Annotated in this window: 7 protein-coding genes; 3 read left to right on the top strand and 4 right to left on the bottom strand. The window is 45.5% G+C overall.

Annotated elements, in window-relative coordinates:
* Together QUA40_RS03100 and QUA40_RS03095 are read left to right on the top strand one after the other, a co-directional pair.
* Positions 1 to 2590, top strand: a 2590-nt coding sequence (locus QUA40_RS03100) for a tetratricopeptide repeat protein (RefSeq protein ID WP_333121689.1), incomplete at its 5' end; no start/stop codon positions are given.
* A gap of 6 nt (positions 2591 to 2596) precedes the next feature.
* Positions 2597 to 3655, top strand: a complete 1059-nt coding sequence (locus tag QUA40_RS03095) for an RNA-binding domain-containing protein (protein WP_333121687.1) — start codon at positions 2597 to 2599, stop codon at positions 3653 to 3655.
* Between the two features lie 139 nt (positions 3656 to 3794).
* Here QUA40_RS03095 and QUA40_RS03090 read toward each other — a convergent pair whose 3' ends face one another.
* The 3 genes from QUA40_RS03090 to QUA40_RS03080 all read right to left on the bottom strand — a co-directional run bounded on the left by QUA40_RS03090 (position 3795) and on the right by QUA40_RS03080 (position 12343).
* On the bottom strand, positions 3795 to 5384 hold the full coding sequence (locus tag QUA40_RS03090; RefSeq protein WP_333121686.1) for a glycoside hydrolase family 57 protein: 1590 nt from the start codon (positions 5382 to 5384) through the stop codon (positions 3795 to 3797).
* A gap of 103 nt (positions 5385 to 5487) precedes the next feature.
* A complete protein-coding gene (locus tag QUA40_RS03085; RefSeq protein WP_333121685.1) occupies positions 5488 to 8697 on the bottom strand; it encodes an EAL domain-containing protein in 3210 nt (1069 codons plus the stop codon).
* Between the two features lie 370 nt (positions 8698 to 9067).
* The gene (locus tag QUA40_RS03080; RefSeq protein ID WP_333121683.1) at positions 9068 to 12343 is read right to left on the bottom strand and encodes a PAS domain S-box protein; all 3276 of its coding nucleotides are present in this window, start codon (positions 12341 to 12343) and stop codon (positions 9068 to 9070) included.
* Between the two features lie 528 nt (positions 12344 to 12871).
* Between QUA40_RS03080 and gatB the strand changes: the two genes are divergently transcribed.
* Positions 12872 to 14374: an Asp-tRNA(Asn)/Glu-tRNA(Gln) amidotransferase subunit GatB gene (gene gatB / locus QUA40_RS03075; protein ID WP_333121681.1), complete on the top strand. Its 1503-nt coding sequence runs from the start codon at positions 12872 to 12874 to the stop codon at positions 14372 to 14374.
* A gap of 314 nt (positions 14375 to 14688) precedes the next feature.
* On the opposite strand, the gene QUA40_RS28920 is transcribed toward gatB, so the two are convergent.
* On the bottom strand, positions 14689 to 14934 hold the full coding sequence (locus QUA40_RS28920) for an IS66 family transposase (protein WP_445301117.1): 246 nt from the start codon (positions 14932 to 14934) through the stop codon (positions 14689 to 14691).
* Positions 14935 to 15378 lie beyond the last annotated feature (444 nt).

Raw genomic sequence — 15378 nt, 5'->3', positions numbered from 1 at the left:
AGCGCTACAGATTGAACCTAATAATCGGATAACATTATATAGTTATGCCTATGCTTTGAGTTCAAATAATCAGCATGAAAAAGCTTTACAGTTCTTTGAGCGAGCTCTTCAAATTGAACCTAATAATCGGATAACATTATCTAGTTATGCCTATGCTTTGAGTTCAAATAATCAGCATGAGAAAGCTTTACAGTTCTTTGAGCGAGCGCTTCAAATTGAACCTAATAATCGGATAACATTGTCTAGTTATGCCAAAGCTTTGATTTCAAATAATCAGCATGAGAAAGCTTGGTCGTTGTTTGAGCGAGCGCTACAGATTGAACCTAATAATCGGATAACATTATATAGTTATGCCTATGCTTTGAGTTCAAATAATCAGCATGAAAAAGCTTTACAGTTCTTTGAGCGAGCTCTTCAAATTGAACCTAATAATCTGATAACATTGTCTAGTTATGCCAAAGCTTTGATTTCAAATAATCAGCATGAGAAAGCTTTACAGTTGTTTGAGCGAGCGCTACAAATTGAACCTAATAATCTGATAACATTGTCTAGTTATGCCAAAGCTTTGATTTCAAATAATCAGCATGAGAAAGCTTTACAGTTGTTTGAGCGAGCGCTACAAATTGAACCTAATAATCTGATAACATTGTCTAGTTATGCCAAAGCTTTGATTTCAAATAATCAGCATGAGAAAGCTTTACAGTTGTTTGAGCGAGCGCTACAAATTGAACCTAATGATCTGATAACGCTCAATAGTTATGCCAATGCTTTGATTTCAAATAATCAGCATGAGAAAGCTTTACAGTTGTTTGAGCGAGCGCTACAAATTGAACCTAATAATCGGATAACGCTCAATAGTTATGCCAAAGCTTTGATTTCAAATAATCAGCATGAGAAAGCTTTACAGTTGTTTGAGCGAGCGCTACAAATTGAACCTAATGATCTGATAACGCTAAATAGTTATGCCTATGCTTTGATTGCAAATAATCAGCATGAGAAGGCTTTACAGTTCTTTGAGCTAGCCCTACAAATTGAACCTTATAATGTGATCACGCTAAATAGTTATGCCAAAGCTTTGACTTGGATTCGTGAGTATGAGAAAGCTTTGCCTTTGTTTGAGCGAGCGCTTAAAATTGAACCTAATAATCCGATAACTCTCAGTAGTTATGCTATTACTTTAGCTTCACTTGGTCAGGATGAGAAGGCTTTACCATTCTTTGAAAATGCACTACAAATGGGATTAAAAAATCATAATATACGAAATGATTTTATTTATTTTCACTATTTTCCTGCACTAGAAAGATTAGGCAAGTACCAAGAGGCTATCAACCAGTTATCTGAAATAAAAAAGGATTTTCTGACTCAATATGAAGCTAATATAATTCTACTCAAATTAGGTAGGCTATACTACTGCATTAAGCAACGAGAGAAAGGTGACGAATATTTCGAGGCAGCAATTGCCAACTCGGATGACAAAGAGAAAACACGGCTCCACAGTGCTAGAAATATTTTTGCCAGCGATCCTCATAACGATACAGCAATTCAAATGCTGCGGCAAATCGAAAAAGATTCTCCGCGCTACGATCAGGCAAGGGCAATGCTGATTCTTAACTTTAGTGAGCAAGACTACTTTGAAATGGTCAACGCTGATGTCCCAAGTGAATTAAGCGACACGGAAATCCTCAATCGGGCGATGTATCACAAAATTGCCAATGAGATCAGCATCCTTAAAGGAATTGCTTATCGAATTTCACGTCGCTCCGATCGCGAAGATCCCTTATTAAACGGTATTATTCAAGCGATTGAAGATGTCTTCAAAGAGGTTGACAAACGCAAGGAAGCACAAAAATCTGAGATTGAAACTATTTCTAATGACGACTATCGGAGGATTTTGACTGTCATTTCCAAAACTGCCCATGATATCTCTGACTTTGTGAATAACGAATTGGCTGTGATCAAGTCGAAGACTATACGATCCATCCGAAAGTTATCACCTAATGACGAGCATTACGCCCAGTTTGATAAATTGCTGACACAACTGGAACTAACCCAGACTGCTCTCAATGACTTGAAAGCTATCAACGAAGGTATCTCTATCAAAAATCACCATTTTCATGTCAAGGAACTATTTGAAAAGTGGGAAATAACTTGCCATATTGATAATGCTTGGATTCTTCTAGACATAAGAAACGGTGACTCTCAGTTCTATGGAGATCAGGAAAAAATAAAGAGTGCATTAAATGAACTGGTCGAAAATTCTCTGAAGCACAATGCTGACCAGCCGAAATTGACCATTCATATCACGTCCCAAGATGTGGTCAACCCATCAGGAATTCGGGGAATGAATGTCCCTGGAGAGCAAAAATATCTGTTTATTGAATTTGCTGATGATGGTAAGGGCGTTCCAGAGTATCATAAAGATTGGATCTTTCAACCCCTAAAAACCACATCTCAGGAGGGTAAAGGTAGCGGATTAGGGCTGTTCATTATCCGTAAAACCCTGACCAAGATGAAGGGCTATATTCGGGAAACGGGACAAGATGGAGCTAGATTTGAAATTTATATTCCTTATCTTGAGGAAGAGGTGTAAGATAATATGCAAAGTAAAAATGTTCATTTGCTGTTGGTAGAGGACAATCCTCGATTTTTGAGTGAGTTACTGGAATGGCTTGGGGACTATGGCTATGAGCAGATTGAAACGGCTAGCAGTGTTGCTCAAGCTAAAGAGAAGTTGGGAAATCCCTTTGACGTAATTATTGCAGATATGCGAATGGAGCAGGATGACAGTGGATTTGCTGTTATTGACGAAGTGAAAGCCCGAAATCTTTCTTCTGTAGTTATTATCTTGACTGCCAATGATACAGTTTCAGATTGCCGCGCTGCTTTCAAGATGGGCGCATGGGACTATATTTCTAAAAATATGCGAGGTAATATTTTCGATATACTTCATGAATCGATTCAGGATGCGATCGCCTATTTCAACCGTTGGGGTAACGTTCAGAATGAGCAGTGGATTAACGAGAATATAGAAACGTTGGATCAAACATATTTTGGTCAGTACATTGCCGTGATTAACAAAACGGTAATCGATGCAGGAGATACAGAAGAAATATTGAAACGACAGATTGAGGAACGACAACTACGCCGCTTTTTAACAACGATCAGAAAAATTGGCGAACTGCGCCCAATTTCTGAGTTGATAAAACTCCCTGAAAGCGATCGCCTGGAGTATAAGAGTACCTTTCAGTGGGATGTTAGGCGCGATTGTGAGAATAACGACTTAAAATTTAGCACTCTTAAGACAATTGCTGCATTTCTTAATTCTGAAGGTGGAACTCTCATTATCGGCGTTGAAGATAATGGTAATATTTTCGGGCTAGAAAAGGATTTGTCTTTACTGTCAAATGGAAATCTGGATCAGCTAGAGCGGACAATTATTGATTCAATTTGTAAACATATTGGCAGCAACTTTACTCAGCAGATTAAAATTAGGTTTGAAAAAATTGATGGCAAAGATGTCTGTGCGATTTATATAAAAAAATCGGCGAAAAAATCTTGGCTACAGAAAACGAACGAAAAGAAACTTGAATTTTATATTCGGATGTCGAACAGGTCTGAACCTCTTGATCTTCCAAATATCTACGATCACCTGTAATGCGACCGTGCGGTGCGTGAGAAATAGCCTCATCGTTGGTAGTTGAAGATTTCTCGTTCTCACGCACCCTATAAAGCTAGTGTATGAAAAAAACCCGCGATGGCGGGTTTTAAACTGTCGGGATTTGCTCGAAGTTTGCTTAAAGCGATCGATAAACGCGATAGTTAATTTCAGGGAAAATATTATCAATCTCCTCAACCTTCTCCAACCAACCCGAATCAACTTTCCCTTCTTTCACTTCATCGTAAAGCTTGTGAAAGCGCATTAAGTGCGATCGAGTTCGCCGCACCGCATAGGGCACCATCGTCCCTGTACGCATAATAAACGCCCAGTCAGAAGATTGAGCCAGCAGCACTTCCCGCGCCGCCTGATTCAAAGCACGAGACTGCAACTCATCTTCCGGTTCCATACTTCCCAACTCAATCATCCGTTCAGCAGCCTTGTGCAAATGCGGGTAAATCCAAGCATTCGTCTCATTCAACCAATACTCATGGAAACCTCTATATCCCCAACTAGACTGCGACGGGCGACAAACTTGTTGAGTCGGATTACCCCGCAAATAATCGGCCAAATGTGTCATTTCGTAGGTATTTTGATCGAACCAACTCTTGCGGAATAAGTAATCTAAGAACCAAGGCCCTTCGTACCACCAGTGGCCGAAAAGTTCCGCGTCATAAGGTGAAACAATAATCGGCGGGCGCTGCATAATGCCGTTGAGGTGCTCTACTTGCCGTTCCCGGTTAAAAGCAAAATTGCTGGCGTGTTCGGCTGCTTTTTCCCTGGCCCAGTACGGATCGTATAACTGTTTATCGCCTAAACCCAATCCGCGACCGGTGATTTTGTGATATTTAATGCCGGTATTTTTCCGCTGACCGTTGGGCATGATGTAGGGCTTAATGTAGTCATAGTCAGCTTCCCAGCCCAAATCTTTGTAAAATTCGCGGTATTCGGCGGCGCCGGGATAGCCGACTTCGGAAGACCAAACCTGCTGCGAGGATTCGTGATCCCGGCCGAAGGCTGCTACTCCGCATTCGGTGAAAATTGGGGCGTAGCTGCCGTAGCGGGGACGCGGGCGGGCGTAGAGGATGCCGTGACCGTCTGTGAGAAAGTAGCGGAGGCCGGCATCGGCTAACATTCGCTCTAAGCCTTCATAGTAGGCGCATTCGGGCAGCCAAATGCCTTTTGGTCGGCGGCCGAAGTTTTCTTCGTAGTTGTCGCAAGCTACTTGAATTTGTGCCCAAACTGCTTCGGGGTACATTTTCATCAGCGGTAGGTAGCCGTGGGTGGCACCGCAGGTGATGATTTCGAGGTTGTTGGTGTCTTGGTGTTCTTTGAAGGCTTTGACTAAATCTCGATCGTACTTTTCCCAAAAGTTGCGGACTTGACAGAAATGGGCTGCGTAATGTTCTGCTAAATAGCGGAGGTGACCGTTGCCGCTGTTGTGTTCGATTTCGAGATCGGCTAATTCTTCGAGTTTAGCCAAGTGGTCGTCGAAGCGGTCTTGCAGCAAGGGGTCGCGCAGCATGGCCACCAAGGGCGGCGTCATGCTCATGGTAATTTTAAAGTCGATGCCGTCGCGCTTGAGCCCTTCAAAGACTTGCAGCAGGGGAATGTAAGTTTCCGCGATCGCCTCAAACAGCCATTCTTCTTCTAAAACGTAGTCGCTTTCGGGGTGGCGGACAAAAGGCAAGTGGGCGTGGAGAACGAGGGCGAGGTAACCAATAGTCATAGTGATTTGGATGCCGTAGTTATTAACTGACGCCAGTTAGGGACAGCTTTAAAATATTTTAAGATTTTATGCTGAAACGGGACTCACAAAATGCCGTGTTTTTTTAATTGCCTTTCTCTAACAAACTAAATGTCAGCAAATTCTGATTTTCTGCTTGCTGTCGGATTAGGGATGCGGCTGTTTGAGCGTCTACTGCCTGTGAGAAAAAGAATCCCTGGGCATACTCGCATTTTAACCCTTTGAGTATAGATAGTTGCGAGGCTTCTTCGACTCCTTCGGCTACTACATCCATGCCTAAATTGTGCGACAAAGTAACTATTGAGCGTACAATTTCTGTGGGGTCAATGGCTCCTTTACCTAGGTCGAAATCACCTCCCATCCTGCTAACAAAAGAGCGGTCTATTTTTAAGGTATTGGTGGGGAATCGGTGCAGGTAGGAGAGGGATGAATAGCCGGTGCCGAAGTCGTCAATGCACAAGTGTATGTTTCGGGTTCTGAGCTGCACCAGCATTGCTGTTACTGATTCGGAATTTTCTATGAGTACGCTTTCGGTAATTTCTAGTTTTAAACTGCTGCCGTCGAGGTGACTTTCTGCGAGAACTTGGTCGATGTATTCAATTAAATCTGGCTGAGAAAACTGTTTGACTGAAAGGTTGACGCTGACGCTTAAGGGCGGGTTGCTGGGAAATAGCTGCTGCCACTGGCGGATTTGCTGGCAAGCTGTACGCAGTACCCAGCGGCCGAGGGGTACGATCAAGCCGGTTTCCTCGGCGATGGTGATGAATTCGGCGGGGGAAACTAAGCCGCGTTCTGGATGCTGCCAGCGCACTAGGGCCTCAAAACTGGTAATTGTGCTGTTGGCGATCAACACGATCGGCTGGTAGTGAAGGATAAACTGGGGCGCTGCGGATAAGGGAGGTAAGGCTGATTGGGGGGATGAGAGAAAGTCTTCTTCTCTGGCCGGATCTCTAATTGATTCGATCGCCCGCCGCAGGTCGTTTTCTAGCTGCAACAGCCGCAAAGCGTGGGCGTGCATGGAACTGTTGAAAACTTCGTGTCGAGCTCGGCCGAGTTCTTTGGCGCGGTACATTGCTGTGTCGGCGTCGCGCAGCAGGTTGGTAGGTTCTAAGTATTCGCCAGAACTCAAAGCTATGCCGATGCTGGCGGTGATAAATACTTCGTGTCCGTCTAGAAGGATGGGCGAGGTGATTTTCTTTTGCAGGCGGTTGACAATGGTGGTAGCTTCATTTAGGCCGTCGATGTCTTCGAGCAACAGCACAAACTCGTCTCCTCCGAGGCGGGCCACAGTATCTCCGACCCTCAGACAAGCTTCCAGACGCCGCGCGATCGATACTAGCAGTTGATCGCCGATGGCGTGGCCGAGGGAATCGTTGACGACTTTAAATCTATCTAAATCGAGAAACAGCACGGCAAACAAGTAGTCTTTGCGCCGTTTTCCCAGTCTCAGAGCGTGTTCCAGCCGATCGGTAAATAGTGATCGGTTGGGCAATCCGGTGAGCGCGTCGTGAAAAGCGTCGTGCAGCAGTTTTTCCTCGGCGAGTTTGCGCTGAGTGATATCGTGACAGTTAATCACGATTCCCTTGACTGCGGGATCATACAGCAAGTTGGTGGCTACAGCTTCTACATAACACCAGGAACCGTTGCGGTGGCGGACTCGGTACTCAACTGGACACTGGCTTCTTTTGGGGTTTTTAATGGCTTTGTGGAGGGTTTCGGTGATCGCGGCGCTGTCGTCGGGGTGAACTATTTCTAAGGCGCTGCGCCCGATCGCCTGGTGGGGTGCGTATCCTAAAATTCGCTTGACGGAAGGGCTGATGTAGCGGAAGATTCCCTCGCCGTCGAGAATGATCGTGATGTCTGTAGCGTTTTCAATCAGCGATCGAAATCGCTGTTCGCTTTGCCGCAGAGCTGATTCGGCTTCTTTACGATCGCTGATGTCGAGAGCTACTCCGTCTACAATTATGTCGCCGTTTTCGTTCTTGGAAAATCTGGCGCTGTCTTGCACCCACTTGACCTCCCCCGATCTCAGAACGATGCGGTACTGGCGATCACACGGCAAAAGACTCGCTCTCGATGCTGCTACGCTGCTGTCACACGAGCTTTTGTCATCTGGATGGATGATTTCGGTCAAGAGTTCTGGGCGCGAAATTACTTCTTCGGCAGCGATCCCAGTAACTTCGCGCACGCCGGGACTGATGTATGGCATGGACATTGTGCCGTCTGGATGAAGCAGGGTGCGGTAAACTGAGCCGGGAATGTTGGCTGCCATTGTGGCTAGCTGCTGCTGGATGCCACAGACTGCTGCTTCGGCGCGCTTGCGTTCTGCGAGTTCGGTTTGGGCTTGTTGGTAGAGTTCCGCTTGGTGGATCGCGATCGCGCACTGATCGGCTATGGCTTTGAGTAGGGACAGTTCTTCGGCGTTCCAAGAGCGCGCCCGATCGCACTGATAGAGGCTAATTCCTCCCAAAAATGACTGCTGGTAGAGCAGTGGGGCGATCGCGACGGAGCGAAACCCTACCAACCCTGCTGATTCTTGCAGGGACGGGCACAGTGTCGATAACTCGTCGATGATCAGGGTTTCCCCGGCCGCGAGCCCCGATCTGTAGTGTTCGGCCACTTTGCAATTTAGCCCGACAAACCCTTCTCTGTCGGCTGCTTTGCTGATGTAGCGAACTGTGATGCTGCCTTCAGCATCTGGCTGCAAGATGGCGCAGGCGCTGATGTCTAAAGCTTCGTGCAGTTGATCTGCGGTGGTTTGCAGCACTTCGTCGAGTACAAGGGTGAAGCGCATGGCTTGGAGGATGCGGTTGACGATCGCTTCTCGCTGAGCTTGCCGCTGAATTTGGGCGATCGCTTCTTGTTGCTGGCGCCGCATTTTGTATTCTTGGAGCGATCGTTCTAAGACTGTTGGCAACCTAAACAGCCGGCCTTTTAATACGTAATCGGTCATTCCGGCTTTTATGCACTCAACTGCTGCTTCTTCTCCCAAACTTCCCGTTATTAAAATCAAGGGTATGTCTTGCCCTAATTCCTGCATTAATTTCAATACTTCTATACCGTTGAAGCCGGGGAGGCGGTAATCTGAGAGTACAGCATCGTACTGGCAATTTTCAAGCAGTTTTCTGCACTCTGTTGCTGTTTCGGCAGTGTCGCACTTAAAATTTACCCCCCCCGCTTCTAAGGCGAGCACTATTAATTCCATATCTTCTGCCATGTCTTCGATAATCAACAATTTTAATGTTGATTCCGCTACCATTTTTAGTAGATAGTTTGTGTGAGTTATATCTAACATAAGGTATTGGGGATGTTTTTAATTGGTTGTTCGTGTTGTTGCTAAATGTAAATTTTTAGATTGAGTGTGGTTAATTTGATCTCGGTATTGTTAGTTATTTTAGCAAAATCAATTATATAATCTACTCTCAAGAGCTTTATTTAGCACCCGTAGTCGAGGGCTGACCGAACCGATTGGGGAGCATCCCAATTCTCTAAAAAGCGTTTTTTAGGATTGCGAGCATCGTGCAAAGCTTTGCCTATATCTCTCGCTTCGATCTCTCACAGCCAATACTCCTGTGAAAGCACAATTCGGATGCTCTCAGCGATTGTGACTTATTTAAGTGTATAAGAGTTTTAAATTCTGAATTTAAAACTCTTATACACTTAACTCACGAATCTATATTACCGCTTGAGATTGTTTGCCCTAGTTTAAAGTAAAAGGTGGCTCCTTGACTAGGTAGGCTTTCTGCCCAAACCGTGCCGCCGTGGCGGTGAATAATCCGCTGGACGATCGCCAAACCGATGCCCGTACCTTCAAATTCTCTCTGGGAGTGCAGCCTCTGAAAGGCTCCAAACAGGCGATCGGCATATTCCATCGGAAAACCCACCCCGTTATCCTTGACAAAAATCGTCCCATCAGGTAGACCCTCAATAACTATTGTAGCCGGAGTGCGTCCGCGGCTGAACTTGACTGCGTTGCTAATCAAGTTGCTGAACACCTGTTGCACCAAGGTTGGATCTCCCATTACTGTCGGCAAATCTCCGACGGCAAATTCAACGCTGTGGGGAGTTTGGGCCGGATCTGCGACGGTTGGGGGTTTAGTCAATTTAATCGCATTTTGTACCAAACGGCTCAGATCGATCGGAATTTGCCTCAACTCGGTGCGACTCACCCGCGACAGGGCGAGCAAACCGTCAATCAACAGGCTCATTTTTTGGCTGCTGTCTTCAATTATTTCCATATAGTGAACTATTTTGCGATCGCTCAAAGCCTCAGTTAATTCTAGCCGCTGCTTCAACACTTCTACAAAACCTGAAATATGTCGCAAAGGTGCGCGCAAGTCGTGGGAAACTGAGTAAGAAAAAGATTCTAATTCTTGATTTGCAGCTTCTAATTGCTCTGTGCGTTCTGACAAAGCTTGTTTTGTCTCTACCAACTCAGTGATATCGCGAGAAGTCCCAATTAAAGCATAAACCTCGCCGTCGAGATTTCTGAGGGGAATTTTAAAAGTATCGTAGTAAGCATTGCCACCGGAACTCACGAATTTTTCCTGAAAGTGCAGAGTTTCGCCTGTTTCAAATACTTGCAAGTTTTCCCGGCAAAATCGTTCGGCGAGTTCGGCGGGAAAACATTCAATAACTGTTTTGCCTTGCATCTCTTTGCTGCTGTTGAAACCGCAAGTTTTGGCAACAGTTTTGTTGACAAAAGGCTGGCGCATATTTTTGCGTTCGACCACAAAAATGCGATCGGGCAAAGCATCAAAAAAAGTCTCTAATTCTGCGGTACGCTGAGCGACTTGAGCTTCTAAAGTTTCGTTGAGTTCTTTGAGTTCAGCTTCTACTCGTTTGCGTTCGGTGATATCTTGACCAATGCCGATACAACTGCCGTCGGAAAGGTGAACATTTGCCCAAGAAGTGTCGATAATTCGCCCGTCTCTAACTTGTGTTTTAAAATCGCTCCAGTTCTGAGTTGCTGCTTGGATTTCATCTAAAACGTATTGACGGTATTCTGGCTGTGGATAAAATTCGGCCAAGATATCCCGGTTTTTTATTTCTGCCAAACTCCAGCCGAGCACTTGTTCCCAGTGGCGGTTTACCCAGTTTACTTCAGCGCTGCTGCCCAAGAAGGCGAGCATAATCGGCACGTTGTCGAAGATAGTTTGCAGCAGTTCCTTTTGCTGTTTTAATGATTCTTCGGCTTGTTTGCGATCGCTGATGTCGAGTACGGAACCGATAAATTGTAAAATTTGTCCGTCTGGGGTTCTTTTGAAGATTGTAGATCGAGCGTGCACCCAGCGCCATTCCCCATTTTTGTGTTTTATTCTGTAGTCTCTGTCATCCGTTTCATAGGGATTCCTGCTGTGTTTTAGTCGCTCCATGCCTGTAATTAGCTTTAACAGATCCTCGGGATGAACTAAGTTAGCGAGAGCGTCTGTACCCCAATCTTGCAATTCTTGGGGAGTGTATCCCAGCATGGCTGTGACCGATTCATTTGCATAAATATTTTTGTTTTCTACTGCATCGTAAATGTATAGAAAGTTAGGTATAGTTGTAACAATACTCTCTAAAAGTTGCTGATGTTTTTGCAGATCCAATTCGGCTTGTTTGCGCTCGCTTAAGTCCAGCACAAAACTAACGCCTAACTGCTTCGTTCCTTCTAAAAATGTGCTGCCAATCATCACCTGAACGCGGCTACCATCGGAGCGTATAAATTCTTTTTCAAAGGGAACAACCGTATTTCTAGCCTTCAGTTCGGCAACTTTTTCTGTATCTAAACGCACGTATTCTGGCGGTGTCATTTCTTGCCAGTTAACTCTTCCGGCAAGCAGCTCGTCCCGCGTATAATTTACCGTATTTAAAAAAGCGGCGTTGGCATCTGTAATGCTGCCGTTCAAATCCCAAAAAATTAGACCAATCATGTTAGAATCTACTATGGCTCTAAATTTTGATTCGCTTTGTCGCAACTGATCTTCGACTTGTTTTAGTTCTGTGAGGTCGCGGGCGATGGATAAAACTGTTTTTACTGAATTGTCTTCAGCAAACTCGGGAATGACTCGACAGTGGTAATGTTTTATTCCCTGGGGGCTGGGAAACTCAAATTCTATAGTTTCTTGTTTGCCGGTGCCAAAAACTTTCAGAAAAGTCTCGTCCCACAGATCGCACAAATGGGGCGGCATTCCTGATTGTCTATTGCTTTTACCAATCAATTCGGCGGGGCGTTTTCCGGTTGCTGATTCTACTGCTTGGTTGATGTAAATGTGGCGGAATTCTCGATCGAACCTGGCGATGATATCAGTCGCATTTTCGGCTAGGGTGCTGAATGCTTGTTCGCGCTGGTGCAGTTCTTCTTGAATGCGGTGGCGCTCGCTTACGTCTCTGGCAAAAGAGAGAATTGAAATTAGTTTTCCTTCTGCATCTTTCAGTACAGAATTGTACCATTCGCAGTAAATTACAGAGCCATCTTTAGTAGAGTTGCGGTTGTAGCCTATGTTGCGGGTTTCGCTGCCGTCTAAGAGTTTTTTTGCTATTAAGTTTACTGACTCACAATCGGCTTCATAAACTATTGATAATTCGTACCAGTCTTTACCCATTATTTCTGCTGTTTTCCAGCCAAACATTTTTTCGGCTTGGGGCGACCAACGCACGATGCGAAATTCGCTGTCCCATTCTAGAACTGCCATTGGCGAGTTTTCTACATGAAATTCCAGCCGCGAGAGGGCTTGTTTCATTTTGGTTTTGAACTCCTGGCAGAGTTGCTTGGTCTCGGTAAAGCGATCGCCTATTTGCTGTGCGTTTACTGGGCTGGCTTTGGCGAGTTCAGCTATGGTTTCTGCTGTTTGTTTTTCGAGTTCGTTCCAAGCGAGTTCGAGGGCTGATTCCGCCTGCTCTAGCTCAGTGATGCTGTTGTGAAACAGTGTGGCACTTTCAACTGGAATTTCAGGCATATTTTTGACACTTAGACAAGTGTTACTTTTACAATTCAAAATTAAATCTTAAAAGTTAAAAAAATATAATGTTATGTCAAATTATACATTTTTAACTTTTAATTTATGCGCCGAGCCGATCGTTGGAGGCGGGTGGCGCTATTAAAGACTGCCAGTAAAAGGGTTTGGGGTGCAGATTGATCGGCAATTGTGGTCGCTCAATCTAAAACTCTCCTGGGCAAGCGATCGGGCGCTAAGCTAAGTATATTCTCGCACAGGGTTGTTTGGGGCGATCGAAAGGATATCGGCGTGGCTCGGGGCGTTGGTCGATCGCGAATTTGTAGCAGGGCTTTGTGTGCCGATTCCCCTTAGTCTCAACTTAACGTACTTTCCCACAGTGTGACAGGGGGTTTCAACCCTGCCGCACTGCGGGTTTGACGTGCTTGTTGGCAGCAATGAAACCGCCCCTACCTACAAATAATCTCCAATCGGTTTGGTCAATAAAAAGCTAAAATAAAATCTAAAGTTATTCAGTCTTTTAAATCGCTTATGACTGCTGCTGCACCCTCTTCGATAAAAAACCAAACTCAGTACGAAGCCATTATCGGTCTCGAAACTCATTGTCAATTGAGTACGAATACTAAAATTTTCTCCAGTTCTTCTACTGAATTTGGCAATGCCCCAAATACTAACATTGACCCAATCTGCATGGGAATGCCTGGAGTGTTGCCAGTATTAAATCAAAAAGTGCTGGAGTATGCGGTGAAAGCAGGGCTGGCTCTCAACTGCGAAATCGCACCTTACAGTAAGTTTGACCGCAAGCAATATTTCTATCCCGATTTGCCTAAAAATTATCAAATTTCTCAGTTCGATTTGCCGATCGCTACTAACGGTTGGCTAGAAATTGAACTGGTAGATGAGACGGGAAATTCTACTAGAAAAAAAATCGGGATCACTCGCTTGCACATGGAGGAAGATGCCGGAAAATTGGTTCACGGCGGTAGCGATCGGTTGAGCGGTTCTACTTATTCAATGGTGGATTACAACCGTGCCGGTGTGCCTCTAATCGAAATTGTTTCGGAACCGGATTTGCGATCGGGCGCGGAAGCTGCCGAATACGGTCAAGAATTGCGCCGGATCGTGCGCTACATCGGTGTGGGCGACGGGAATATGCAGGAAGGTTCGCTGCGGTGCGACGTGAATATTTCGGTGCGCCCGGTTGGCCGAAAAGAGTTCGGCACGAAGGTGGAAATTAAAAATATGAACTCTTTTAATGCGATCGAACGAGCGATCGATTATGAGATCGAGCGGCAGATTCAAGCTGTGGAAAATGGCGAAACCATCGTCCAAGAAACGCGGCTTTGGGATGAAAACAAGCAGTGTACTTTCAGTATGCGGATTAAGGAAGGTGCGAGCGATTACCGGTATTTCCCGGAACCGGATTTGCCTCCGATCGAAGTTTCTGCCGAGCAATTGCAGGATTGGAAAGCTCAACTGCCGGAATTGCCGGCCTCCAAGCGCCATCGCTACGAAACTGATCTCGCTCTTTCTCCCTACGACGCGCGGGTGCTGACTGACGACAAAGCGGTGGCTGAGTATTTTGAAAAATCGATCGCCGCCGGTGCTGTGGCTAAACAAGCTGCTAATTGGGTGATGGGCGATATTACTGCTTATCTTAAAAATGAAAAGCTGGCGATCGCAGAAATTCCTTTCCAACCGCAGGATTTAGCCGAACTGCTGGGGCTAATTGATGCCGGTACGATCAGTGGCAAAATCGCTAAGGATATTTTGCCGGAGTTGCTGGCCAACGGTGGTTCGCCTCAGAAGTTCGTTGAGAGCAAGGGTTTGATTCAAATTTCGGATACTGGGGCGATAGATCGGGCGATCGATGCAGTGTTAGCCGCCAATCCCAAGGAGCTCGAACAGTACCGAGCCGGTAAAACTAAGCTGCTGGGCTTTTTTGTCGGCAAGGTGATGAAAGAGACGGGCGGACGGGCCGATCCCAAACTGACGAATGAGCTGCTGGTGGCGAAGCTGAACGGCCCAGGCTAAGCAATCGTTAAGGGGGCCGTGTAGCGGATACAGCGGTGGGCGATCGGTTTTTCCCGAGATCGCGGCGCGATCGCCCTTCTCGCTGGCTCGTAACTTTATAATTAATCTACATTTCTTTACAACATCTTCACGTTTGGGGTGTCACCCCTCATCCCTCTCGTGTTATATTGTGTTATGTAGATGCACCCTGATGGCAGAGAGAGTTACTTAGGTAGCCCTCTCTTTTTTTGTGTATTTTTTGTGGGCGTAAAAATAAGGATGCGGGAGAGCAAGAGGGACACGTCTCTAACAGGTGTAAGTTTTTTGGTAATTGCTCAACTAGGGGAAAAAAGGGAGCCATTAGTAGAGAGAGCTTGTTGAATGGATTGATCAGCAGTTAAACCCTGTCGTTTGCCAGTATTAACAACTGAACGAACCGCAGCAAACCAATCTCGACCCCATTCCGAACGGAAGCGATTGGTAACACGGCGAAATATCACGCTCATCCTAATCGCCTGTTCACTCTGATTGTTCGTGGGCGGAATTGTCGCATCTTCCAAAAATAGAAATAAATTGTCAATCAGCCCACCCTAGCGTTTTCGTAACCGGATACCATCCTTATGTTCTGGCTCTAAATTTAAAATCCTGGTTAATCTTTCCTGTAAATTTTTTCGATATCGCTTCAGCCTAGCATCGTCCATTTTTTCTCGTCGTCGATGGATGATAAAAGTCCTTATGAATGAGAATTAAATAACTTACAATTTGATGGTTCTTGTGGGATGGGCGTCCCGCCCATCCCACAAACTTGTGTAAATTATTTAATTCGCGATCCTTAATAATAACCTCTTCATCCCTGGGCCAAAAATCCTGTCCCCAACATCAATCGCATATTGGCAATCCCGCAATTGATGAGCACTCACACACTTGCCATTGTGGTGCGGGGTGATTTTTTTGAGCGCGGGAGAAGCCTGATAACCAAATATCGGGACGATGTTCTGCTATAACTTCGTTCATTACTCCACTGG

The organism is Microcoleus sp. Pol11C3, assembly GCF_036701485.1.
GTDB lineage: Bacteria > Cyanobacteriota > Cyanobacteriia > Cyanobacteriales > Microcoleaceae > Microcoleus.
This window is presented reverse-complemented; position numbering and strand designations above follow the sequence as displayed.

Excerpts from the sequence above, each read along its gene's own strand:
- QUA40_RS03095 (WP_333121687.1), top strand. The coding sequence starts at position 2,597 with ATGCAAAGTAAAAATGTTCATTTGCTGTTGGTAGAGGACAATCCTCGA.
- QUA40_RS03090 (WP_333121686.1), bottom strand. The coding sequence starts at position 5,384 with ATGACTATTGGTTACCTCGCCCTCGTTCTCCACGCCCACTTGCCTTTT.
- QUA40_RS03085 (WP_333121685.1), bottom strand. The coding sequence starts at position 8,697 with ATGTTAGATATAACTCACACAAACTATCTACTAAAAATGGTAGCGGAA.
- QUA40_RS03080 (WP_333121683.1), bottom strand. The coding sequence starts at position 12,343 with ATGCCTGAAATTCCAGTTGAAAGTGCCACACTGTTTCACAACAGCATC.
- gatB (WP_333121681.1), top strand. The coding sequence starts at position 12,872 with ATGACTGCTGCTGCACCCTCTTCGATAAAAAACCAAACTCAGTACGAA.